The sequence below is a fragment of the Corynebacterium sp. p3-SID1194 genome (assembly GCF_025144155.1).
In the GTDB taxonomy this organism is placed as follows: domain Bacteria; phylum Actinomycetota; class Actinomycetes; order Mycobacteriales; family Mycobacteriaceae; genus Corynebacterium.
Map to the genome: position 1 here is coordinate 16,501 of NZ_JALXWY010000010.1, position 22,405 is coordinate 38,905.

General features: G+C 64.2%; 22 protein-coding genes. 16 read left to right on the top strand and 6 right to left on the bottom strand.

The window, feature by feature from the left end; translation table 11 throughout:
* Positions 1–17 precede the first annotated feature (17 nt).
* The 3 genes from M3G19_RS07735 to M3G19_RS07745 all read right to left on the bottom strand — a co-directional run bounded on the left by M3G19_RS07735 (position 18) and on the right by M3G19_RS07745 (position 2,651).
* The gene (locus tag M3G19_RS07735; protein WP_259902039.1) at positions 18–1,139 is read right to left on the bottom strand and encodes an AAA family ATPase; all 1,122 of its coding nucleotides are present in this window, start codon (positions 1,137–1,139) and stop codon (positions 18–20) included.
* A gap of 122 nt (positions 1,140–1,261) precedes the next feature.
* On the bottom strand, positions 1,262–1,900 hold the full coding sequence (locus tag M3G19_RS07740) for a thermonuclease family protein (protein ID WP_259902040.1): 639 nt from the start codon (positions 1,898–1,900) through the stop codon (positions 1,262–1,264).
* A 25-nt stretch (positions 1,901–1,925) separates the two neighbouring features.
* Positions 1,926–2,651: a DUF1648 domain-containing protein gene (locus M3G19_RS07745; protein WP_259902041.1), complete on the bottom strand. Its 726-nt coding sequence runs from the start codon at positions 2,649–2,651 to the stop codon at positions 1,926–1,928.
* A gap of 68 nt (positions 2,652–2,719) precedes the next feature.
* Here M3G19_RS07745 and M3G19_RS07750 point away from each other — a divergent pair, with 68 nt between their 5' ends.
* Entirely contained in the window at positions 2,720–3,622 is a 903-nt protein-coding gene (locus M3G19_RS07750) for an endonuclease domain-containing protein (protein WP_259902042.1), read from the top strand.
* Positions 3,623–3,815: 193 nt separating this feature from the next.
* On the opposite strand, the gene yaaA is transcribed toward M3G19_RS07750, so the two are convergent.
* The gene (yaaA, locus tag M3G19_RS07755) at positions 3,816–4,556 is read right to left on the bottom strand and encodes a peroxide stress protein YaaA (RefSeq protein WP_259902043.1); all 741 of its coding nucleotides are present in this window, start codon (positions 4,554–4,556) and stop codon (positions 3,816–3,818) included.
* Between the two features lie 227 nt (positions 4,557–4,783).
* On the opposite strand from yaaA, the gene M3G19_RS07760 reads away from it, so the two are divergent.
* Entirely contained in the window at positions 4,784–5,206 is a 423-nt protein-coding gene (locus M3G19_RS07760; RefSeq protein ID WP_259902044.1) for a hypothetical protein, read from the top strand.
* A gap of 209 nt (positions 5,207–5,415) precedes the next feature.
* Positions 5,416–7,191 carry a proline--tRNA ligase gene (locus M3G19_RS07765; RefSeq protein WP_259902045.1) on the top strand — a complete coding sequence of 592 codons (1,776 nt, stop codon included), beginning with the start codon at positions 5,416–5,418 and terminating at the stop codon, positions 7,189–7,191.
* A 2-nt stretch (positions 7,192–7,193) separates the two neighbouring features.
* Here M3G19_RS07765 and M3G19_RS07770 read toward each other — a convergent pair whose 3' ends face one another.
* Positions 7,194–8,012 carry a DUF4439 domain-containing protein gene (locus M3G19_RS07770; RefSeq protein ID WP_259902046.1) on the bottom strand — a complete coding sequence of 273 codons (819 nt, stop codon included), beginning with the start codon at positions 8,010–8,012 and terminating at the stop codon, positions 7,194–7,196.
* Positions 8,013–8,062: 50 nt separating this feature from the next.
* On the opposite strand from M3G19_RS07770, the gene rimP reads away from it, so the two are divergent.
* The 9 genes from rimP to M3G19_RS07815 all read left to right on the top strand — a co-directional run bounded on the left by rimP (position 8,063) and on the right by M3G19_RS07815 (position 17,455).
* Positions 8,063–8,617, top strand: coding sequence for a ribosome maturation factor RimP (gene rimP / locus M3G19_RS07775; RefSeq protein ID WP_259902047.1), 555 nt, complete (start codon positions 8,063–8,065; stop codon positions 8,615–8,617).
* 55 nt (positions 8,618–8,672) lie between these two features.
* On the top strand, positions 8,673–9,689 hold the full coding sequence (gene nusA / locus M3G19_RS07780; RefSeq protein ID WP_259902048.1) for a transcription termination factor NusA: 1,017 nt from the start codon (positions 8,673–8,675) through the stop codon (positions 9,687–9,689).
* Between the two features lie 158 nt (positions 9,690–9,847).
* The gene (locus tag M3G19_RS07785) at positions 9,848–10,129 is read left to right on the top strand and encodes a YlxR family protein (protein ID WP_210571813.1); all 282 of its coding nucleotides are present in this window, start codon (positions 9,848–9,850) and stop codon (positions 10,127–10,129) included.
* 135 nt (positions 10,130–10,264) lie between these two features.
* Positions 10,265–13,087: a translation initiation factor IF-2 gene (infB, locus tag M3G19_RS07790; RefSeq protein WP_259902049.1), complete on the top strand. Its 2,823-nt coding sequence runs from the start codon at positions 10,265–10,267 to the stop codon at positions 13,085–13,087.
* A gap of 130 nt (positions 13,088–13,217) precedes the next feature.
* A complete protein-coding gene (rbfA, locus tag M3G19_RS07795) occupies positions 13,218–13,652 on the top strand; it encodes a 30S ribosome-binding factor RbfA (protein ID WP_259902050.1) in 435 nt (144 codons plus the stop codon).
* Positions 13,653–14,645: a bifunctional oligoribonuclease/PAP phosphatase NrnA gene (locus M3G19_RS07800; RefSeq protein WP_259902051.1), complete on the top strand. Its 993-nt coding sequence runs from the start codon at positions 13,653–13,655 to the stop codon at positions 14,643–14,645.
* A complete protein-coding gene (locus tag M3G19_RS07805; RefSeq protein WP_259902052.1) occupies positions 14,642–15,976 on the top strand; it encodes an MATE family efflux transporter in 1,335 nt (444 codons plus the stop codon). Before M3G19_RS07800 ends, M3G19_RS07805 begins: the two co-directional genes overlap by 4 nt.
* A 10-nt stretch (positions 15,977–15,986) precedes the next feature.
* Positions 15,987–16,787: a metallophosphoesterase gene (locus M3G19_RS07810; RefSeq protein WP_259902053.1), complete on the top strand. Its 801-nt coding sequence runs from the start codon at positions 15,987–15,989 to the stop codon at positions 16,785–16,787.
* Positions 16,788–16,828: 41 nt separating this feature from the next.
* Positions 16,829–17,455: a 4'-phosphopantetheinyl transferase gene (locus tag M3G19_RS07815; protein ID WP_396121770.1), complete on the top strand. Its 627-nt coding sequence runs from the start codon at positions 16,829–16,831 to the stop codon at positions 17,453–17,455.
* On the opposite strand, the gene truB is transcribed toward M3G19_RS07815, so the two are convergent.
* The gene (gene truB / locus M3G19_RS07820; RefSeq protein ID WP_259902054.1) at positions 17,452–18,360 is read right to left on the bottom strand and encodes a tRNA pseudouridine(55) synthase TruB; all 909 of its coding nucleotides are present in this window, start codon (positions 18,358–18,360) and stop codon (positions 17,452–17,454) included. The genes M3G19_RS07815 and truB overlap by 4 nt on opposite strands.
* A gap of 31 nt (positions 18,361–18,391) precedes the next feature.
* Here truB and M3G19_RS07825 point away from each other — a divergent pair, with 31 nt between their 5' ends.
* From M3G19_RS07825 to M3G19_RS07840, 4 genes are all read left to right on the top strand, one after another.
* Entirely contained in the window at positions 18,392–19,354 is a 963-nt protein-coding gene (locus M3G19_RS07825; protein WP_259902055.1) for a bifunctional riboflavin kinase/FAD synthetase, read from the top strand.
* Between the two features lie 33 nt (positions 19,355–19,387).
* Positions 19,388–20,344 (top strand): nucleoside hydrolase, encoded by a 957-nt coding sequence (locus tag M3G19_RS07830; RefSeq protein ID WP_259902056.1) that lies wholly within the window; start codon positions 19,388–19,390, stop codon positions 20,342–20,344.
* Between the two features lie 172 nt (positions 20,345–20,516).
* Complete coding sequence (gene rpsO / locus M3G19_RS07835; protein WP_259902057.1) at positions 20,517–20,786, top strand: 30S ribosomal protein S15; 270 nt, start codon at positions 20,517–20,519, stop codon at positions 20,784–20,786.
* A 230-nt stretch (positions 20,787–21,016) separates the two neighbouring features.
* Positions 21,017–22,372, top strand: coding sequence for an inorganic phosphate transporter (locus M3G19_RS07840; protein WP_259902058.1), 1,356 nt, complete (start codon positions 21,017–21,019; stop codon positions 22,370–22,372).
* The last annotated feature ends 33 nt before the right edge of the window (positions 22,373–22,405 follow it).

The following is a 22,405-nucleotide window of genomic DNA, read 5'->3' on the forward strand; positions in this document are numbered from 1 at the left end:
CAGCGACCTGAAGAACATCAGTTTATTCGCTGTGGCCGTCCCCGGTCCAGCAAATATTGTCCGAGATAAGGCTGGGAAAATTCGACGAGGCCCCATCCGGCGGGAGTGATCAGATCCCTTTCGATGAGGCGGGCCCGAATATCGGAGAGCGCCGTCGAGGGACGGCCGAGGTGCTCCGAGAGTGCAGCCGTTGAGACGTCGCTCGAGCCGGTATCGGCCTCGATAGCCGCCATTGCCCGGAGGTATTCCATCTGTCGGGCGGGCACCTCCCGCAAAGCTGGTTGGTGCACGTGAACCCCCAGTCGTTCGAGGGTGCGCGGAATTGCGTCCGACACCGAGTGGGCATCGATGCGGTCCGTGCCGAGGGCGTCGGCAGCTTCCCACGATAGGAACCCCAGCAACTGAACGAGGTAGGGGTAGCCCTTGCTGAACTGAGCCGCGCGTTCGGCGTCTTCGAACGGCCTACCGCCGTCGCGAGCTGTATCAGCAAGAGCCGTGCGAGCATCTTCCAACGTGAGAGGCCCAAGCTCGTAATGGCGGGCGCGCCGCAGAAACGTCGCCCCTGGAAGATCGAGCAGGGCGTTGATTCCGTGAGTGAGACCAGCCATTGCGACGGCGACAGGCAAATCGTCCCGCACTAGATCCTGGTACGTAACGGCTACCTGGGTGAGATCCTCGGGGGAGGCGTCCTGCACTTCATCGATGGTGATGAGCACGCCCGTACCGCGGAGATGCGAAATGAGTTCGCGCAACTGAGTGCTGAGTCTAGGAACTGAGTCAGTGGTCTCCACATCGGTTCTCACCGACCCGATGCCCGCCACGGAAACACCGGTAATGCGGCGCCGCGGTGGAGGCGACAGACGGCGGATCGCTTCAGGGATCACGGATTGCATGAGTGATTCAGCGATCTGTTCCCGAGCCGAGGCACGCAGCACAACCCAGCCGTGCTGCGCTGCAATGTCTTCGAGTTCCGTGAGGAGCACAGTCTTTCCGATGCCACGCGACCCCGAGATCACAATAGAGCGGTCAGGGTTTCCCACAGCCCCGGATATTGCACGGTCGAAGTCGGTGAGCACTGTGGTGCGTCCTGCCCAGACGAGGGGGCTGGCTCCGAAGGTAGGGCGGAAAGGATTGTCCATGCTGGTCATCATAGCGCAACCGATAAACCGATAAATTCACCTCGACCGATAAACCGATAAATCGTCGTGCGACTCAAAGTGCGCCCGCTCATGGAATGTGCTTGAACACCTACCTGCGTCAGCTAGCCGATCTGCTTCTTTGTGTCGCAGTCGATCTTGGCGTAGCGCCGGCCCTTGTCATCCACGTTGTTCAGCGAATAATTCCCGCCGTACGCCCTGCAGCCGGTGTAAACCTCCGCGTCGTCTACTGGCGTGGCCTGGTCGGGCGCCGCGCCGACGAGACAGCCCGGCTCGACTCCGAAAACCCCTTTCCGGTCCGCGCGCGGGCCGGCTTCGGCAGCGAGAATCCGGTCGTAGAACTTCCGATTCGGTTCAAAGACCACCGCGTGGGCGAATCCTTCGCTGACGATCTGCTCGTTGACGAAGTCGTCGCCCACAAATACCCCGGCGAGCTCGCGGCCGTAGCGGTCCTGCCGGTCCACGTCGTACTCGAGTGTCACTGTCGTCCCCGCCGGCAGGAGTTCCTCGAGGCGGTCTTTTGCCTCCTGAGCGAGGCATTCTTCCGGGGCACCGTCGTGGGCGAGCTCAGGGGCATTGATATTGAGCAGCCTCACCCGCTTCGTCCCTGACCAGGTGGACACGTCGACGGTGTCGCCGTCGACGACGCGCTCGACCGTCGTGTCGCTCCCCACGACGACGGCTGCCGCCGCTCCAGCTCCCACGAGCGCAACTGCTCCGATGCCTGCGATCCACTTCTTCATCGTCACTTCCTCTAGATGCCCGCGCTTAGAGAGCGAGGAACGGAACCACGCACACCGCGGCGAGCAGCACGAGAAGTACGAGGGCGTACTGCTTCACTGGTGCATGGGCCCAGTTCAGATCCACCTTGCCCTGGTTGAACGGCGAAACCCACGTGACCATCGGGTCGTCGGGCTCGTTGTAGAAGCCCATCCCGGCCCCCGCACCGAAGTGCTTCTGGCGGGTGCGTTCATCGTCGTCGGTGGGCATTTCCTCCATCTGCTTCGGCCAGCGGGAAAGTAGCACGAAGGTGTAGATCACTGCGGCGATGAGACCGACGACAAGCAAGCCCAGCGCGACTGGGCGGTACGCCGCGTACTCGGGAAACGCGAACGTCAACTGAATCAGGCACATCGGCACGACGAGCGCCACGGCGATCCAGGCCAGCGAACGGTCCGACAAGCGCAACAGGGCAGCGGCTTTGTCGGCGGCGGTGTCGGAGAAAGGGATGGGGGAGGTGGGGGAGACGGGGATTCGTCGATAAGCGATGCCCGGACGCGGGGCCGCGAAGTAGATGAGCGCGACGAGCAGCAGCGAGTACCACGCGCCGAATGTCGCGGCAGGAAGAGATTTGGGCACCCAACTGTCGACCTCGCCGGCGGGGCCAATGTGGACGGGGATCTCTGCGGGCACCGCGTCGTAGCGCAGCAAGATGACAGCGAAACTGAGCAACGCCACGCCGAGCGCCGCGCCGTACAAGGTCCGGGATTTCACGTGATCACTGTATCGGACACCACAAGACACCTGACCGTGACGGTGCAAGAATGGGTGCGGGGGAGAAAATGAACACAGACAAAGCAAGAAAGCTTATCGGAGCGTTAGTGTCCACTCGGGCGGCAGCTTCTGGAAATCGCGAACAAGGACGCCAAATCATTGAGGGGGAACTCGTCGAGCTGTCTTCGAGGTTCGCTTTGCCGCGCGATCTCTATTCAACGTTGGAAGCTTATGAACAGAAGTGGATCACCGTCGCCGCAGTAGCGGCCGGTGCGCCACGAGCGGTAGTGTGCGGTCGGTCAGCTGCACGACTGCTTGGGATGTGGGTGGTTCCTCCCAAGGGGGAAAAGGTCGAGCTCATGCTCCCTTCTGGGGGTCTGCCGCCGAAATCGAAATGGCCGCAAGGGGTTGTTTATTACCGCGACGGCTACCTCGCCGACACCTTCGCGGAAGTCCACGGCATGCACATGACGACTTTTGTGCGCACAGCCTTAGACATCGCGGCGCGCCACGGATTTCTCGAAGGGCTTGTGGCCGTGGACTGGCTTCTGGGACACGGGGTCGCGACTCGGAATCAGTTAGAGACGGAAGTTAGACGTATGCGCGGGCGGAAAGGCGTCGGGACGGTACGCCAGGTAATCCGTCACGCAATCGATTGTTCTGAGTCGCCTTACGAAAGCTATGCCCGTGGGCTTCTGATCGAAGCAGGTTTGGAGGTAGGTGCGCAGGTACAGATCGGGAGGTTTCGAGTTGACCTGCTCGTCGGACGGGTGATCGTCGAAGTCGACGGGCAGGAAAAATACGACGGGGTCACCTATAAACCGGTTGATGAGACTTTGCGGAAGGAACGCGCACGCGAGAACCATTTGCAGGACATTGGTTATGTGGTGCGTCGTGTGTCGCCGCAGGAGTTGCGGCGGGATCCGCAGGGGTTCGTGGAGCGGATCAGGCGTGCACTTGCTGTTTCCTAATGGTCAACGATCCGACGTGTAACGGCGATTGATAACCAGGTTTGCCTTTTGTGGTTTGCCTTTTGCGAGTTTCCGGCGTCGGCGAGCTGGGGTTTTGTGGCTCTCGACGTGCAAAAAGCAAACCACAAAAGGCAAACCTCCCTCAGCGCGCACGAGCACGCTTATCGACGCCGCCCGCGCCGCCCCGCACCTCCTACACGACCAGGGTGAGCTGGTTCGGATCCTTGCTGTCCGCGCCGGGAAGCTCCACCGTCATGCCGGCGGCCTCAGCAATGGAGGCGACGCCCTCGATGTCAGTCACCGAGTCGGCGTCGGGCGCGGTGGCTAGGACGCGGGCGAGCTCGCCTTTGTAGTGCTTGTTGAAGTGGCTGACGACCTTCCGGGAGCCGTCGTCCTGCACCGACTCCACGCGGACGGTCACCGCGCCGGGCACGGGGCCGAGCTGCTGGTAGGCGCCCGAACGCATGTCCACGATGAACCCCTGGTCGGCCAGCGCATCGGTGATGACGGACCCCCACCGGGCCTTCATAGTGGGCTGGTTACCGTCGCGGGACGGGAGCTTTGACCCGCCGGACAGCCGGTAGCGGGGGATGGTGTCGCCGGCGCGGACAACACCGAAGAGGGCGGATCCGATGGCGAGGTGTCCCAGGGAGGAGGAGGGGAGGGAGCTAGCGTCGAGGGCGTCGTAAAGCACGCCCGTGTAGCGGTAGATGGCGGGCATGACGGGCGCTGTGCGCAGCTCGAGGTTCTCGGCGGCTTCGTCGCGCTTGGTGGCGGGGAGTTTGAGCGCGGTCATCATGTCGTCGACGCTGAGGGCAGCGAGGTCGTCCATGATCTCGGCGCGGACCGGATCGAGGGCGGGAAACGACACGTCAATGCCGTCCATTTCGCCGCCGGGAGCTTTGGTTTCGGAAGGGGGGAGCACGATCAGCATGCCGTCAAAGTTACCGGGTAAACTCGCCCGCACCACGGATGGCCGCAACACACCAAAGCAGATCGCCGAGGATGCCTCCGACCTCGCAACTGCCGCCGACAAGGACCTCGAGCACCATGCAGCTGAGTTGTATAGCCGCGGGATGCCCGAAGAAGAGATACAGCCAATCCTCGAGAACGTTCGGGCCCAGAACAGGACACGAGGTATCGGAGAAGAGGTAGCGAAAAATGAGTGACGCAATGACAGTGTTCTTCGATGCGCTTGGTGCCCGCGAAGGCACCAGCCCTGTCTATGACCTCATCGCCCACATCGGAGTCGCCTTCGACTTCACCGATCCCATCGAGGGCGAGTTTTCGTACATCTTCAGCAAGCGCGGCGCAGAGGTGGTCTTCGCAGATCACGTGGTCGTCATGGTCACGGTGGTCACCGTGCCTGAGGGTGAGTTCGCCGCGTGGGCGGGTGAGGTGGTTACCGGCCTCGATCCCCGAGCATCCCGCGCTGAGGTCATGAATGCTCTGGGCACTCCTGAGCGTGTGGGCGAAGACGGCTCATGGGCACGATTCACCGATGGTCCAGAGCGCTACATCCACGTGGAGTTCGATACCCAGGACCGGGCACGCCGCTGGTCCGCCCTGAACGAGGCGCCGTAAGGCGAAGCACTCAAAGCAACCGAGCCACTGCATGGTGCCGGTTGTCTGTTCCTCCGCCCGTGGGCACACCTGACACCTGATGCTCCCCCAGTGCCCTGTTGGCTCCGATGACCGAAACCGCCCACGCCATCTCGCCGCCGGGAGCCTTGGTTTCGGAAGGGGGGAGCACGATCAGCATGCCGTCAAAGCTACCGGGTAAACTCGCCCGCATGATCACACGGTTGTCCACGCTGTTCCTACGCACGTTGCGCGAAGATCCCGCTGATGCTGAGGTGCCCAGCCACAAGCTGCTGGTTCGGGCCGGTTATATTCGTCGCGCGGCGCCGGGCGTGTACTCGTGGCTGCCGCTGGGTTTGCGCGCGCTGCGCAATATCGAGGAAATCGTCCGCGAGGAAATGAATGCGATCGGGGCGCAGGAGCTGCTGTTCCCGGCGCTGTTGCCGCGCGAGCCGTACGAGGCGACGAACCGGTGGACGGAGTACGGCGACGACCTGTTCCGCCTGAAGGACCGCAAGGGCGCGGACATGCTGCTCGGCCCGACGCATGAGGAAATGTTCACCGCGGCGGTGAAGGACTTGTACTCGAGTTACAAGGATTTCCCGGTCACGCTGTATCAGATCCAGACGAAGTACCGCGACGAGGCGCGTCCGCGTGCGGGCGTGCTGCGCGGCCGCGAGTTCGTGATGAAGGACAGCTACTCGTTCGACATGTCGGATGAGGGGCTCGATGAGTCCTACGCGAAGCACCGCGGCGCGTACCAGGCGATTTTCGACCGTGTGGGCCTGAAGTACGAGATCTGCAAGGCGACGTCAGGCGCGATGGGCGGTTCCGCTTCCGAGGAATTCCTCGCGTACAGCGACAACGGCGAGGACACGTTCGTCGTCTCCACCGCGGGCGATTACGCGGCCAATGTCGAAGCCGTGGTCACGGTTCCGCCGGCCGAGCGCGCGATCGAAGGCCAGCCGGAACCGCAGGTTCACGACACGCCGGCGTGCGAGACGATCGAAGCGCTCGTCGAGTGGGCGAAGCAGAACGCGCTTATCGACGATCGACCGGCCGACACCGCCGACACCCTCAAGTGCATGATGGTGAAGGTCAACGACCCCCGCCAGGTCGGCGAAGACGGCGAGCCAGTCGGCCCGCAGCTGGCTGGCGTGCTCATCCCGGGCGACCGCGAGCTGGACGAGAAGCGCCTCGAGGCATCCCTGGAGCCGACGACGTTCGAGCTGGCGGGGGACGAGGACTTCGCTAAGAACGATTTCCTGGTGAAGGGCTACGTCGGCCCGCGCGCGTTGCAGGCAAACGGCGTGAAGATCTACGCGGATCCGCGCGTGGTCGACGGTTCCGCCTGGATCGCGGGTGCGGACGAGCACGAAAAGCACGTCGTCGGGCTGGTCGCCGGCCGGGATTTCGAGGTCGACGAGTTCATCGAGGCGGCGGAGATCTTAGAGGGCGATCCGTCGCCAAGCGGCAACGGCACTGTGAAACTCGCCCGCGGTATCGAGCTGGGCCACATCTTCCAGCTGGGACGCAAATACACCGAGGCGTTCGACGTGCAGATTCTCGATGAGAACGGCAAGCGCGCCGTGCCCACGATGGGCTCCTACGGCATCGGCATCACCCGCATGCTCGCGGTCATCGCGGAGCAGACCCACGACGACAAGGGCCTCGTGTGGCCGAAGGAGATTGCCCCGTACCAGGTGCACCTCGCCGTGGCGAACAAGGATGCCGCAGCGATGGAAGCAGGGGAGAAGCTCGTCGGCGAGCTCGAGGCCGCCAGCATCGACGTGCTTGTCGACGACCGCCCCAAGGTCTCTCCCGGCGTCAAATTCAAGGATGCCGAATTGCTGGGCATGCCCTTCATCGTGATTCTGGGCCGCGCTTTCGCCGACGGCATCATCGAGCTGCGGATCCGCGGCGGCGAGACCCTCGAGGTCCCGGCCGACCAGATCGTGGAGAAAGTCCAGGAGCTGGTCCGCGGTTAGCTTTAGGCGCTGGCCTCGGCGCGCTGCGCATGGCCAGCTAAGACAATGGCGGCCGCGCGCCACTCAGTAGTGGAAGCATCGGCGGCGGCGTTGCGCCAGCGGTCCACGAGATCGCTTTCCAGCTTATCGACGAAGGCTGCCGCCTCCGCCGGGTTTGTGGGGGCACCATTCGGAATCTCGTAACCGGGTTCCCGGGCGGGCAGGGTGTCCGCGGGGAAGGAGTCGTTGAGGGCGGCGAGGCGGGCGTCGTGAAGCTCGCGCAATGAGTCGATGCGGCCCTGGAGCGCATCGTCGGCGTATGCGGTGGCGATGTCGAGGCCGTAATCGACGGCGTATTCGGCGCTGGCCAGCTGCTTCGCGGCCTCCGCGGCGTCTTCATCCTCGATGGGGGTGAACTCGACGAGCGCGAGGGGATCGTCTGTGGCCGCGGCGGCGTCGATAGCTTGGGCGACGACCATGTCGACGGAATCCTCCGGGACCTTGTCGGCGGCCTTGGCGGTGCTCGCGATGAGCTCCCTGGCATCCGCTGCGGCGGGGAGATCGGTGTCGCCGTAGCCCACATCGCACGTCGACGGGGTGTTGCCGTGGTCGTCCGTGCCGCAGAGGCGGCGGGCCTCGTCCTTCAGCTGCTCAGCGTGGAAGGTGCGCAGCTCGCGCCACGACTCATCGCCGGATGCCCTGTCAGCCGACGCCTGTTTCGCCAATGCCATGATCTCGCCGTTCGGGCGTGGGCCGAAGACATCGAGGGGCGAGCACGCGGCCAGGGGAGCGGCGAGTGCTGTGGTGAGAATGACGGCAAACATCTGGCGGGAGGACTTCACAGTGGGAGACTGTACCGCCCGCGACCGTCCAGACCCGTACAGTGGTGGGCATGGCATTTCCGGATAGTGGAGAACTCGAGACGCTGATCCGCCCCGTTATCGATGCATACGGGCTGGACATCGAGGCCGTGAAAACGGTCAAAGCGGGCAAGAAATCGCAGGTTGTCGTCGCCGTTGCCGGTGATGAGGCGCCGACGCTCGACCAGTTGGAGGAGATCTCCAACGAGCTTTCCGCGCTTTTCGACGCTACCGAGGAGCGCGGCGAGGTCAATTTCGGCGCCGGCTACACCCTAGAGGTGACCACCCCGGGCGTGGACCTGCCTCTGACGGAAGCTCGGCACTGGCGGCGCAACCGCGGCCACCTGGTGAAATCGGGCGAGAAGCTGTACCGCATCGGCTCCCTGAACGATGCTGAAGACACCGTTGCGCTGATCGTTCCCGCCGCGAAGAAGAGCGGCGAGCCCACCGTACAGACGGCGCCCATTTCGTCGCTGTCCGGTGCAGTGGTAGAAATTGAGTTCAACACTCCGCCAGCCGCCGAAGTGGAACTGGCGGAAAAGGACTACGTCGACGTTGAGGCCCTCGCGGGCAACGGCGATGAGTAGGACCGAGAAAGACTCACTTTCCACGAAGCACGACCCACGTAAGTAAGGACGACAAGTGAATATCGATATCGCTGCACTCGAAGGCATTGAGAAGGAAGCCGGCATCCCGGTCGACGACCTGCTGACCACGATCGCCACGGCACTTTTGCACGCCTACCGCGAGACCCGCGGGGACAGTGGTGCGAACGCGGAGGACGGCTCGAAGGCACGAGTGGATATCGACACTGAGACTGGCCAGGTCGCTGTCATGGTCAGCGAGCTCGATGAAGAAGGCAATATCGTCTCCGAATATGACGACACCCCGGTGAACTTCTCTCGCGTCGGTGCGCTCGCTGTGCGTGAAGCGATCCTGAAGCGCATGCGTTCGGCTGAGGCGACCCGCGCCTACGACGAATACTCGGAACTCGAGGGCAAGGTGGTCTCCGGCATCGTGCAGCGCGACGCGAACGCGAATGCTCGCGGGATCGTCGTCGTGCAGCTGGGCACCGAGGCGAACCCGCAGGACGGCATCCTGCTTCCGGCGGAGCAGATCCCGGGCGAGAAGCTCGAGCACGGGGACCGCGTGAAGGCCTACGTCGTGGGAGTGACCTCCGGCGAGCGCAACACCACCGTCAACCTGTCGCGCACGCACCCGGAACTCGTCCGTGGACTCTTCGCGCTTGAAGTGCCGGAGGTGGAGGACGGCTCCGTGGAGATCGTCGGTATCGCCCGCGAAGCTGGCCACCGCTCCAAGGTCGCTGTGAAAGGCGCCGTGAAAGGCATCAACGCCAAGGGTGCGTGCATCGGCCCGCGCGGCGCACGCGTGACCAACATCATGGAGGGCCTGAATGGGGAGAAGATCGACATCGTCGACTACTCCGACGACCCGGCCGTCTACGTGGGCAACTCGCTCGCCCCGTCCAAGGTGATCAAGGTCGACATCCTCGACCTTGAGGGGCAGGCAGCGCGTGTGACCGTTCCGGATTACCAGCTGTCGCTGGCGATCGGCCGCGAAGGTCAGAACGCCCGCTTGGCGGCACGTCTCACCGGTTGGAAGATCGACATTCACTCCGACACCGACCGCGCGAGCTAGCCGGTTCGGGGCAAATAGCCGAAGGTGAAATCCAGCCGGTGTAATTCGTTCCGGCGAAAGTGAACAACAAGTTACAGTTCCGGGCGCCAATGGCGTATGGTTGAACCTTGGCTTCAATTCTGCCGAGGTGGCGGGGCGGGAGGCGTCGATAAGCGAAAATGAGTAACCCGACACGAACCCGAACGTGCATAGCCACGCGCGAGGCGCGGCCGGACACTCAGCTTTTGCGCGTCGTCGTCGACCCCGACGATCCCACGCGGATCATCCCGGACCCGGGACGCAAACTTCCCGGCCGTGGCGCATGGATCACACCCACCACCCAGGCATGTGAGCTAGCGGAGCAACGCCGCGCCTTCGGGCGGGCCCTCCGGGTGTCCGCGAACGTGGACACCAGCGCAGTACGCAAGTACATCGCGGAAGAAATTCCGCACAGTAAGTGAAAAGGACTAAAGAACTGATGAGTCTTCAACCATGAAGCAGACCATGAAGCATCAGCGATGAACGTCATGACCATCGTCTAGAGGCCTGCCGCGTAGCAGCGGACAGTCACCTCTAGCCAAACCAAGAGGAGATACGTGTCCGGAAAGCTACGCGTTCACGAACTGGCAAAACAGCTCGGCGTAACAAGTAAGGAATTGCTCGCCACCCTGAAAGAGGAAGGCGAGTTCGTCAAGACCGCATCCTCCACCATCGAACCGCCGGTGGTGAAGAAGATGAAGGCGCTCTACGAAGAGCGCGGCGACGGCGCAAAGGACGATAAGGCTGCCGGCAAGAAGCCGTCCGCCGGGGCGAAGAAGCCCGCGGCGAAGAAGCCTGCCGCCAAGCCGTCGGCTGCGAAACCGTCGGCTGGCACCAAGGCCGATGCGCCGAAGCCGGCTGCGAAGCCTGCCGCCAAGCCGGGCCCGAAGCCTGCCGCCAAGCCGGGCGCCGCTAAGCCGGGCCCGAAGCCGGCTGCGAAGCCTGCCGCCAAGCCGGGCCCGAAGCCTGCCGCCAAGCCGGGCGCCGCTAAGCCGGGCCCGAAGCCGGCTGCCCCGGGGCCGAAGCCTGCCGCGAAACCGGGCCCGAAGCCGGGTTCCGAGGGCGGCGCCGCACCCATGCCGCGCCCGATGCCGAAGCCGGGCGGTCGTCCGCGTGTGGCAAATAATCCGTTCTCTTCTAACTCGGGCGGCCCGCGCCCGCAGCCGCGTCCCGGTGGCGGTCGCGGCGGTGCCGGTGGCCAGCAGAAGCGCCGCGGTGACCAGGCACCCCGTCCGGGCGGCCAGGGTGGCCGTTCAGGTGGTGGCGGTTCCCGTTCCGGTGCACCGAGCCCGGCAGATATGGCGAACCACCCGAATCCGGCGCAGATGCCGTCGCGCGCTGCCGGCCGTCGTGGTGGCGGACGCGGCCACGGCGGTCCGGGCGGACCTGGCGGTCGCGGTCGCGGTGGCGGCCCGATGGGAGGCGGCGGTTTCCGCGGTCGTGGCGGTCGTCGCGGCGGCACCGCTGGCGCATTCGGTCGTCCGGGTGGCGCACCTGGCAAGGGACGTAAATCCAAGCGTCAGAAGCGCCACGAGTACGAGGAGATGCACGCACCGAACGTCGTGGGCGGCGTCCGTCTGCCGGACGGCGGCGGCAAGACCGTGCGTCTGCGTCAGGGCGCGACCCTGTCCGACCTGGCCGAGAAGATCGGTACCGAGGCATCGAACCTCGTCCAGGCGCTGTTCAACCTGGGCGAGATGGTGACGGCGACGCAGTCTGTCTCCGAGGAGACGCTGCAGCTGCTGGGCGCCGAGATCAACTACGAGGTGCAGATCGTCTCGCCGGAGGACGAGGACCGCGAGCTGCTCGAGTCCTTCGATCTCCAGTTCGGCGAGGACGAGGGCGGCGAAGAGGCCCTCGAGCAGCGCCCGCCGGTGGTGTCCGTCATGGGTCACGTCGACCACGGTAAGACGCGACTGTTGGACTCGATCCGCAACGCGAACGTTGGTCGCGGCGAGGCCGGCGGCATTACCCAGGGCATCGGTGCGTACCAGACCGAGGTCACCCTGGACGACGAGCCGCGCAAGATCACCTTCCTGGATACCCCGGGTCACGAGGCGTTCACCGCTATGCGTGCCCGCGGTGCCAAGTCGACCGACCTTGCCATCCTCGTTGTGGCGGCGGACGACGGCGTGATGCCGCAGACTGTCGAGGCGATCAACCACGCCAAGGCGGCGGAGCTGCCGATCGTGGTCGCTGTGAACAAGGTGGATAAGCCGGAGGCTCAGCCGGACAAGATCCGCGGTCAGCTGACCGAGTACGACCTCGTGCCGGAGGAGTACGGCGGCGACACGATGTTCATCGACATCTCCGCTAAGCAGGGTACCGGTATCGACGACCTGCTCGAGGCAGTCCTGCTCACCGCAGATGCCGCACTTGAGTTGACGGCGAACCCGGACATGGACGCTCAGGGTCTGGCCATCGAGTCCCACCTGGACCGCGGCCGCGGCCCCGTCTCCACGGTCATCGTTCAGCGCGGTACGCTGCGCGTCGGCGATTCCATCGTCGTCGGCGGCAACTTCGGCCGCGTGCGCCGCATGATCGACGAGTGGGGCAACGACGTCGAAGAGGCAGGCCCGTCCTGCCCGGTTCAGGTCCAGGGTCTCAACGGCGTTCCGGGCCCGGGCGACAACCTGCTCGTGGTCGAGGACGACCGCGTGGCACGCCAGATCGCTGCACAGCGTGACGCGCGTCAGCGTGCGGCGATGCAGGCCCGCAAGAAGAAGCGCGTCTCCCTGGAGAACCTGGACCAGGCGCTCAAGGAGACGAGCACGCTCAACCTCATCCTCAAGGGCGACAACGCCGGTTCGGTGGAAGCCCTCGAGGAGGCTCTGCTCAAGATCGAGGTGGACGACGAGGTGCAGGTCAACATCATCGACCGCGGTGTCGGTGCTGTGACCCAGACCAACGTGTCGCTGGCTGCGGCTTCCGACGCGGTGATCATCGCCTTCAACGTTCGCTCCGAGGGCAAGGCCACCGAGGAGGCCAACGAAGAGGGCGTGGAGATCCGCTACTACTCGGTGATCTACCAGGTCATCGACGACATGGAGGCAGCGCTCAAGGGCATGCTCAAGCCCATCTACGAAGAGCGCGACCTCGGTACCGCGGAGATCCGCCAGATCTTCAAGGCATCCGCTGTCGGCCTCATCGCGGGCTGCATGGTCACGTCCGGCAAGGTCAAGCGCGGATCGAAGGTCCGCCTCGTACGCGACGGCAACGTGGTCACGCCGGATGCGACGATCGATTCGCTCCGCCGCGAGAAGGACGACGTCACTGAGGTGGACAAGGGTTACGAGTGCGGCATGGTGCTGTCCTACCCGGACATCCAGGTCGACGACGAGATCCAGGTCTACGAGATGGTCGAGGTTCCGCGTTCCTAACGCACACGCCGCTTATCGACGGCTCCGCTTCACCCACGCCCCGCTGGCTTCCACGCCCGCGGGGCGTGGGTGTTGGTGAGGGGCGCTACACTAGGGAAGCTGATTTTGGAGAGCAGGAAGGGGAATCACTGTGGCTGATAACACTCGCGCGCAGCGTTTAGCCAAGCGGATTCAGACAATCGTGGCCAGCGCCATCGAGCGCCAGATCAAGGACCGCCGTCTGGAGCTGGTGACCGTCACGGATGTCCGCGTCACCGGCGACCTGCACGATGCGACTGTGTTTTACACGGTCCGCGGCGCAGACATCGATGACGAGCCCGACCTGGACCAGGCCGCCGAGGCGCTGCACCGCGCCCGCGGCCAGCTCCGCAAGATCATGGGCGATGAGCTGGGTGTCCGGTTCACCCCGACGCTGAGCTTCGAGGTGGATACGGTGCCGGAGGCGTCGGCACGCATGGAAGAGCTGCTGGCGCGCGCCCGCGCCCGCGACGAAGAGCTCGCGGAGCTGAAGAAGAACGCCACGCCGGCGGGTGAGGCTGATCCGTACAAGACGAGGGACGAATAGATGGCGGCCAACCATCTCTTCGCGCCCGGGGAGGGCGAATTCGCAGCCGTGGCGGCGCGTCTGAAAGACACTGAGAAAGTGCACGTGGTCACGCACATCCGTCCCGATGCCGATGCCGTTGGTTCGGCCTCGGCTCTGGCTCTGTCGTTGCGCGCGCTCGGCGTCGCGGTGGATGTGCGGATCGGGCAGAATTCGCCGTGGCCGGAAAATCTCTCCACGATCCCTGGTGTGAACGAGGTGATTCTCGGCGACGAGCTTCCCGATGACGGTCTTGTCGTGACCACGGATTGCGCGTCGCTGGACCGCACTGGGCGTCTGCGCCCGGCGTTGGAAGCGGATCCATCGCGCGTGATCGTGATCGACCACCATGCGTCCAATCCTGGTTTCGGCGGGATGAACCTGATTCTTCCGTCGGAATCGACGACGGTGATCATCCGCGAACTCATGCACTACCTGGGTGTGGAGCTCACCCCGGACATCGCGTACTGCCTGTATGCGGGGCTGGTCACGGATACCGGAAGTTTCCGGTGGGGCACCCCGCGCATGCACCGTCTCGCGGAGGAGCTGCTCGACCATGGCGTGGAGCCGCGTTCAGCCGCCCTGGACTTGATGGATGCCGTTTCGGCGGACGACTTGAAGCTGATGGGCGAAGTCATGGCGGGAATGACAACGCTCGCCGCGGGATCGCTCACGATGTCTGTGCTGCGTATCGACGATGCCCATTTGTCCGGCATGCACCAAACCGCAGTGGAGTCCATCATCGAGTATTCGCGCGCTTTGACCGGCAGCGATATCGGTGTGGTGTTCAAGGAAATCCACCCCGGTTACTGGTCGGTGTCGTTGCGTTCGACGGTGGTGAATGTCGCGGAGGTCGCGGCTGCGCACGGAGGCGGCGGTCACGTTCCAGCAGCCGGGTATTCCGTGGCGGGGCCGGTCGACGACGGGATCGAGGCGCTGCGCCGCACCGTCGAGGAGATGGCCTCGGCGCTGTGACGGACACCGACACGACTTCTCAGACACCTATCGACACCACGGTGACGCTGCGCCGCGTACTGGCGCTCGCGTTGCCGGCGCTCGGTGTGCTCGCTGCGAATCCGCTGTACCTGTTGTTGGACACCGCGGTGATCGGCCGGTTGGGCGCCGGCGAACTGGCTGCGTTGGCGGCGGGTGCCACGGTGCAGTCGACGGTGACGACTCAGTTGACGTTCCTGTCTTATGGCACGACTGCCCGATCGGCACGGTTCTACGGGGCCGGGAAGACGCAGCGTGCCATTGCGGAGGGCGTCCAGGCCACGTGGGTGGCGCTGGGCGTCGGATTGTTGCTCGCTTCCTTGGTATGGATTTTTGCGCACCCGATCGCGCTGTTTCTCACCAACGATCCAGCCACTGCCGACATGGCGGTGCGTTGGATGCGCGTGGCGGCGCTGGCGATTCCCCTGACGCTGATCATCATGGCCGGCAATGGGTGGTTGCGTGGGATACAGAACACCAAGCTGCCGTTCTACCTGACTCTGTGCGGCCTGATTCCCGGGGCGGCGGCACTGCCATTTTTGGTGGCTCGGTTCGGTCTGGTCGGTTCAGCGGTGGCCAATGTCATCGGCATGGGGCTGACCGCGGCGGGGTTTTTGGGAGCGCTGATTCACGTTCACAAGGGGTCGTGGAAGCCGGACGGAAAAGTCATCGCCCGGCAGCTGGTGCTCGGCCGGGACCTGATTCTGCGGTCGTTGTCGTTCCAGGTCGCTTTCGTGTCCGCGGCGGCGGTGGCAGGCCGGGTGAGTGTCGCCGCGCTGGCGGCGCACCAGGTGATGCTGCAACTGTGGAATTTCCTGACGCTCGTGCTCGACTCGCTGGCGATTGCGGCGCAGACGCTCACGGGCTCGGCGTTGGGCACGGGGCGTATCGACGACGCCCGTGCCGTCGGCGAGAAAGCTACCCGCCTGTCGCTGTGGTTCGCACTCACATTGGCGGGTGTCTTCGCGATCGGCGGACCGTTCATCCGTCGGCTGTTCACCACCGATGAGGCGGTCCTTGAGGCGATGGCGGTGCCGTGGTGGTTGCTCATCGCGATGATCGCTGCAGGCGGTGTTCTGTTCGCGCTCGACGGCGTATTGCTGGGCGCGGGGGATGCGGCGTTCTTGCGCACCCTCACCCTCGGTTCGGTGCTGCTCGGCTTCCTGCCGGGCATCGCCATCGCGTACTGGGCGGAGACAGGTCTCGCCGGTATCTGGTGCGGCCTGACCGCGATGGTGGTGCTGCGTCTGGTGGGCGATGTGTGGCGTTTCTACTCCATGCGATGGGCGAAAATCGATACGCCGGAAGACTAAAAAGGAAGACATGACTACGACACTGTGGGCAGTTTCGGACCTTCACGCCGCTGTGAAGGCCAACCGTCCGCGCGTCGATGACATTGTGCCGGCGGACCCGTCCGACTGGCTGATCGTCGCCGGCGATGTCGCCGAGCGCACGGAGTTGGTCGTCCAGGTCATGGCGAAGCTGACGCAGCGTTTCGACACGGTGATCTGGGTGCCGGGAAACCACGAACTCTTCGCCCGCGGCACGGACCGCTACAAAGGTCGCGAGAAATACACCGACTTGGTCAACCGGCTGCGCGGCCTCGGAGTGATCACGCCGGAGGATCCGTACCCGGTCTTCGGCGGGGTGACCATCGTGCCGCTTTTCACGCTCTACGACTATTCGTTCCGTCCGCCCACCTCCACGGTGGAGGAGGCGCTCGCCGCGGCGAAAAAGAACGAGGTCGTGTTCACCGACGAGGTGGCCATCGCGCCGTTCACGGATATCCGCGCCTGGTGCTGGGACCGCCTGGCGTATTCGACGCGGCGGCTCTCGCGTATCGACGGCCCGACGATCCTCATCAATCACTGGCCCCTCGTGCAGGAACCGACCGACATGATGTGGTGGCGCGAAGCCGCCCTGTGGTGCGGCACCCGGCACACCAGGGGGTGGGCGACGCGGTACAACGCTCAGACCGTCATCTACGGGCACCTGCACATGCCCGGCGTGCAGTCAATCGACGGGGTGGACCACGTCGAAGTCTCATTGGGGTACCCCGACGAGTGGAGGCGCAGGAAAAATCCGCCGGCGTGGCCGTATCCGGTGATGGAGGTGGAGCGGTGATCGTCGGAAAGCTCTTTCCTGCTCCCGCGCGCGTGGTGTTCATGCGCACGGATTCCAATGGTGACCTGACGAATTACAACGAGCTGCACCCGGCTGAACGCGTGGTGGTGAGCCGGGCGGTGGATGACCGCAAGGGCGAATTCGGCGATGCCCGCTGGTGCGCGCACCAGGCGCTGCGGGAGCTCGGCATGGATTCCGCGAGCGCCATCCTGAAAGGGGAGAAGGGCATGCCCCTGTGGCCGGAGGGCTACACGGGTTCTTTGACCCACACGGACGGGCTGCGCATTGCTGTGGCCGCGCCGACGGACGTGCTGCGTTCGGTGGGGATTGACGCGGAACCGGCTGAGCCATTGCCAGAGGGCGTGCTCGACCAGATCGCGCGCTCGCCGGAACGCCACTGGGTCGATGTGCAGAAGGCCGCGGGCAACGACTGGGCGGACCGCCTGCTGTTCTGCGCGAAAGAGGCGACTTACAAGACGTGGTTCCCGATGACGCTGCGGTGGCTGGGATTCGAGGATGCGGAGATCGACATCCGCCCCGACGGCACCTTCATTTCCTACCTGCTTGTGCGGCCCACCCCAGTGCCGTTCATCGAGGGACGGTGGATGGTGCGCAGTGGCTATGTCTGCGCGGCGGCATTCGTCCCGGCACAGTCGAAGGCGGGCTAGAGGGTCGAGGGTCGGGCGACAAAGATCGTCGATAAGCGCTTGCCTTTTTCTTTCACGAGCGCGACGGCGCGTCCGTCCGGACCGACGGCTGCGTGGACACCGGCCAATCCGCGCGGCTCGAGCCATTTGCCCATCGCGAGCGCGGCGTATTCGTCGGCGGTGACCTCGAGCACGGGCCACGCGGTCGTGAGCGCCTCGTCGAGGGCGAGCGACAGCGCGGCGTGGTCCTCGAGCTCGTCGAGCGTGCGCGCGTGCTCGAGCGTGAAGGGGCCGGAGGCTTCTCTACGCAACGCCGTCAGGTGCCCACCCACCCCGAGCGCCTCGCCCGTATCGCGCGCGAGCGAGCGGATATAGGTGCCCGACGAGCAGTGGACGCGCGCATCGATGTCGACGAAGGTGCCCTCGCGGCGAATCACGGAAACATCGAAGCTGAAGATCGTCACGGGCCGCGGCGGAATCTCGACCTCTTTGCCCTCGCGGACGAGCTCGTGGGCGCGTTTGCCGTCGATCTTGATCGCGGAGACCTTCGACGGGACCTGCATGATCTCGCCGGTCAACGCGGCGACCTGCGCCATGATCTGGTCGTCGGTGATGTGCGAAGCGTCCGTCTCGGTGAGGATGTCGCCCTCGGCGTCGTCAGTGCTCGTCGACGCGCCGAGGCGGATCGTCGCGGAGTAGATTTTCTCGTCGGCGACGAGGTGCGCGAGCAGCTTCGTCCCACGCTCGATGCCGGCGACGAGCACGCCCGTGGCCATCGGGTCGAGCGTGCCGGCGTGCCCGACCTTGCGGGTGCCGAAGAAGCGACGCAGCTTCGCCACGACATCATGGCTGGTCACGCCAGCTGGCTTATCGACGACGACCACGCCCGAGGTGGATAGCGGATCTGCAGTTTGGCCCACGTTCATAGTCACAACACTATGCACTACGCTTTCCGGCGTGGATATTTTGTCTGGGCTCGGCCGTGTTCCCGCCGATATGCGCGACCCCGTGGTCACCATCGGTGTCTTCGACGGGGTGCACCGCGGCCACCAGAAACTCATCCGGCGCGCTGTGAACCTCGCCCACGAGGCGGGCGTGGAGTGCGTGGTGATGACCTTCGACCCGCACCCGGTGAAGATCTTCGCGCCGGAGCACACCCCGGACACGCTGCTGCCGCTGGCCGAGCGCGCCCGCCTGATCGAGGAGCTCGGTGTCGACCACCTGTTGGTCATTGACTTCACTAAGGAGCTGGCAGGGGAGAGCCCCGAGGATTATTTCCGCTCGGTGATCGTAGACACCCTGCACGCCTCGCGTGTCGTGGTGGGGGAGAATTTCACCTTCGGAGCAGGGGCGTCCGGCACCGCGCAGACGATGCTTGCCCTCGGCGAGAAATACGGCGTCGACGTTGACGTCGTGTCGTTGCTTTTCGACGGCACCGAGCGCATCTGTTCCACCGCCATCCGCGATGCTCTGCGCGGCGGCGATGTCGCCCAGGCTTCTGAATTCCTGGGCCGCGAATTCTCCGTGACTGCCGAGGTGGAGCGCGGCGCCGGACGCGGCGGGCGCGAGCTCGGCTACCCGACCGCGAACCAGTACGCCGCCGATACCGAGGCTGTGCCCGCCGACGGGGTTTACGCCGGCTGGTTCACGGTACTTCCGGACGGCCGTCCCATCGACGGCGACATGGAGCCCGGGATCCGCTACCGCGCCGCGATCTCGGTGGGCACCAATCCGACCTTCGGTGACCACCGGCGCTCCATCGAGTCTTTCGTCCTCGACCGCGATGCAGATTTGTACGGCCGCACTGCCCGTGTGGAATTCATCGCGAAAGTGCGCGACATGGTCAAATTCGATTCCGTCGACGAGCTGTTGGAGAACATGGCGCGCGATGTCGCGCGCGTCCGCGAGATCCTGTCGTAGCGCGTCGATGCCGACGGGCTAGTGTGGTGTGCCATGACCCGCAAAATGATTCTGGATCTGGACACCGGCATCGATGATGCCCTCGCTCTCGCTTATGCCCTCGGCTCCGAGGAAGTCGATCTGATCGGCGTCACCGGCACCTACGGCAATGTGCTCGTGGAAACGGGTGTGCGCAATACCTTGGCCATTCTCGAGCTGTTCGGCCGCACCGATATTCCGGTGTACGCCGGACCCGGGCACGCCAGCGCGAAAGACTCTTTCGAGGTACTGGAGATCTCCGAGTTCATTCACGGCAAGAACGGCGTCGGTGAAGCGCAGCTGCCGGAGCCTCAGCGCGCGGTGGAGACGAAATCGGCGGTCGACTTCCTCGTTGAATCCGTTGAGCAGTACGGCGATGAGCTCGTCATCGTACCCACCGGCCCGTCCACCACAATCGCCGCGGCAGCGAAGGTGAGCGAGACGTTCGCCGAGAAGGCCCACATCGTCATGATGGGTGGCGCTCTGACCGTCCCGGGCAATGTCTCGCCGTGGGCCGAAGCCAACGTCAACCAGGACCCGGAGGCGACTGACGCGATCTTCCGTCGCCTGAAAGACATCACCATGATCGGCCTCGACGTCACGCTGCAGACTCTGCTTACCGTCGACGAGACCGCCAAGTGGGAAGCACTGGGCACCCCGGGCGGAGATTTCCTCGCGGCAGCCACGAACTACTACATCGACGCTTATAAGACGACAGCGCCGCACCTGGGTGGCTGCGGCCTGCACGACCCGCTGGCAGTCGGCGTCGCCATCGACCCAAGCCTCGTGGAGACCATCGCGATCAACCTCAAGGTGGACACCGAAGGTGAGACGCGTGGGCGCACCATCGGCGATGAGACGCGGCTCAACGATGAGGAGAAGACGGCGAAGGTGGCGGTCGGCGTCGATAAGCAACGCTTCCTCGCTGAGTTCATGCGGCGCTTGACGGATCTCGCTGCGGCAGCGAAATAAGCACGATTAACGGTCGAGCGTGAGCGTGCGCTAGCATGACTGTCTCGGTAACGGCACCGCGCTGTGCTCAGTGCAGCGCGGCATGACTGTGGTTCGCAGCAGTCGCCGACACCGCTTCCCCGTGAGGGAAGATCCGCAGAATGCGAACTGAAATAACCAAGGAGATTCAATCATGGCTTTGACCACTGAGAAGAAGGCTGAAATCCTCAAGGAGTACGGCCTGCACGAGACCGACACTGGCTCCCCGGAGGCACAGGTTGCCCTGCTCACCGAGCGCATCAACAACCTGACCGAGCACCTCAAGGGCCACAAGCACGACCACCACTCCCGTCGTGGCCTGCTGCTGCTCGTCGGCCGTCGTCGCGGTCTGCTGAAGTACCTGCGCGAGAACAACGTTGAGCGTTACCGTGAGCTCATCGCCCGCCTGGGTCTGCGCCGCTAACTTCGCGCGTCACTTCACGGCATAAACGGCTACCGAATTGTCGGTGGCCGTTTTTTCACGCCTTGTTTTCGTGGTGACGATGTCTGAACGTTTCTTTAAAACTCAGTAAACCGTCAATGTTACGTGTTGGTAATGTGCCCTGCTTAGGGGCCCACTTAGGAGCGCGAAAGTGTCTAGAGAATCAAAAGTCTGTCTGGAAGTTACGGGGCCGTAGGAGAATACTGTCGCCTATGACGACCGAGCTGATCCTATTGCTGATCATCATTGTTACTGCGCTAGCATTCGACTTCACAAACGGCTTCCACGACACCGCGAATGCCATGGCGACGTCGATTGCGACGGGTGCCCTCAAGCCCAAGACTGCCGTCATTCTCGCCGGCTGCTTGAACTTTGTGGGCGCGTTCATCTCGATTGAGGTGGCTAAGACTGTGGCCAAGGGCATCGTCCGGCTAGATGAATTTGACCTTAGCGACAATGCCCAAGCTGATACATTGCTTCTCATTGTGTTCTGCGGCCTGATTGGCGGCATTCTCTGGAACTTGTTCACCTGGCTCTTCGGTATTCCGTCCTCCTCCTCGCACTCCTTGTTCGGCGGCCTCATCGGCGCCGCCATCGGTGCGATGGGCTTCGGCGGCGTGATGTGGGGCGGCGTGCTGAACAAGATCATCGTGCCGGCTGTCGCCGCTCCAGTGGTCGCTGGACTCGTTGCGGCATGCGGCACGGCCGGCGTGTACTATTTCACCTCCCAGCTGCGTGAGAAGGAACGCGACAACTACTTCCGCTGGGGCCAGATCGGGTCCGCTTCGCTGGTGGCGCTCGCGCACGGCACGTCCGACGCGCAGAAGACAATGGGCGTGATCTTCCTGGCGCTTGTAGCCACCGGCCACCTCGACGAGTCCGCCGATATGCCGCTGTGGGTCACGTTCGCGTGTGCGACTGCGATTGCCCTGGGCACCTACAGCGGCGGCTGGCGCGTGATCCGCACTCTGGGCAAGGGTCTGGTGGAGATCTCTTCACCGCAGGGCATGGCTGCTGAGACCGCATCCGCCGTGATCATTCTTTCCTCCTCTCACCTGGGTATGGCGCTGTCCACCACCCACGTCGCCACCGGCTCCATCCTGGGTACCGGTATCGGCAAGAAGGGGGCGGAAGTCCGCTGGAACGTTGCTGGCCGCATGGCCATCGCCTGGATCACCACGCTGCCCATCGCCGCGATTGTTGCCGGCGTGCTGTTCTGGATCTCCGATTTGATCTCCAATGGCACCAATGTCGTCGTCGGCGCGCTCTTCGCACTCGCAGTGCTCGTGGTGCTGGTCCTGTACATGCTGCGCCGGGCACGCCAGAACCCGGTCCACTCCGGCAACGTCAATGCCGACTGGGATGGCGACGGTACTCCCGACACGGACGCGGATTCCCGCGCAGCTGCGCAGCGCACCCGCGAGAAAGTCGGTGCTGGTGCGCCGGCTGAGGTGGCTGAGCGACGCGATTCCGGCGAACCTGCCGATTTCGTGGACACCAGCCGGGGCGGCTCATCCACTTTCAAAGACCTGCCTGGCGAAACTGACGGCACGTCTGCTGCTAAGTAGCTGACAGCGACGACGAGAAAGTTTGACGGAAGC

Excerpts from the sequence above, each read along its gene's own strand:
- M3G19_RS07735 (WP_259902039.1), bottom strand. The coding sequence starts at position 1,139 with ATGGACAATCCTTTCCGCCCTACCTTCGGAGCCAGCCCCCTCGTCTGG.
- M3G19_RS07810 (WP_259902053.1), top strand. The coding sequence starts at position 15,987 with ATGACTACGACACTGTGGGCAGTTTCGGACCTTCACGCCGCTGTGAAG.
- M3G19_RS07830 (WP_259902056.1), top strand. The coding sequence starts at position 19,388 with ATGACCCGCAAAATGATTCTGGATCTGGACACCGGCATCGATGATGCC.
- M3G19_RS07840 (WP_259902058.1), top strand. The coding sequence starts at position 21,017 with ATGACGACCGAGCTGATCCTATTGCTGATCATCATTGTTACTGCGCTA.
- M3G19_RS07765 (WP_259902045.1), top strand. The coding sequence starts at position 5,416 with ATGATCACACGGTTGTCCACGCTGTTCCTACGCACGTTGCGCGAAGAT.
- rimP (WP_259902047.1), top strand. The coding sequence starts at position 8,063 with ATGGCATTTCCGGATAGTGGAGAACTCGAGACGCTGATCCGCCCCGTT.
- M3G19_RS07815 (WP_396121770.1), top strand. The coding sequence starts at position 16,829 with ATGCGCACGGATTCCAATGGTGACCTGACGAATTACAACGAGCTGCAC.
- M3G19_RS07750 (WP_259902042.1), top strand. The coding sequence starts at position 2,720 with ATGAACACAGACAAAGCAAGAAAGCTTATCGGAGCGTTAGTGTCCACT.
- M3G19_RS07760 (WP_259902044.1), top strand. The coding sequence starts at position 4,784 with ATGAGTGACGCAATGACAGTGTTCTTCGATGCGCTTGGTGCCCGCGAA.
- truB (WP_259902054.1), bottom strand. The coding sequence starts at position 18,360 with ATGAACGTGGGCCAAACTGCAGATCCGCTATCCACCTCGGGCGTGGTC.
- M3G19_RS07785 (WP_210571813.1), top strand. The coding sequence starts at position 9,848 with ATGAGTAACCCGACACGAACCCGAACGTGCATAGCCACGCGCGAGGCG.
- rpsO (WP_259902057.1), top strand. The coding sequence starts at position 20,517 with ATGGCTTTGACCACTGAGAAGAAGGCTGAAATCCTCAAGGAGTACGGC.
- yaaA (WP_259902043.1), bottom strand. The coding sequence starts at position 4,556 with ATGCTGATCGTGCTCCCCCCTTCCGAAACCAAAGCTCCCGGCGGCGAA.
- M3G19_RS07740 (WP_259902040.1), bottom strand. The coding sequence starts at position 1,900 with ATGAAGAAGTGGATCGCAGGCATCGGAGCAGTTGCGCTCGTGGGAGCT.
- M3G19_RS07800 (WP_259902051.1), top strand. The coding sequence starts at position 13,653 with ATGGCGGCCAACCATCTCTTCGCGCCCGGGGAGGGCGAATTCGCAGCC.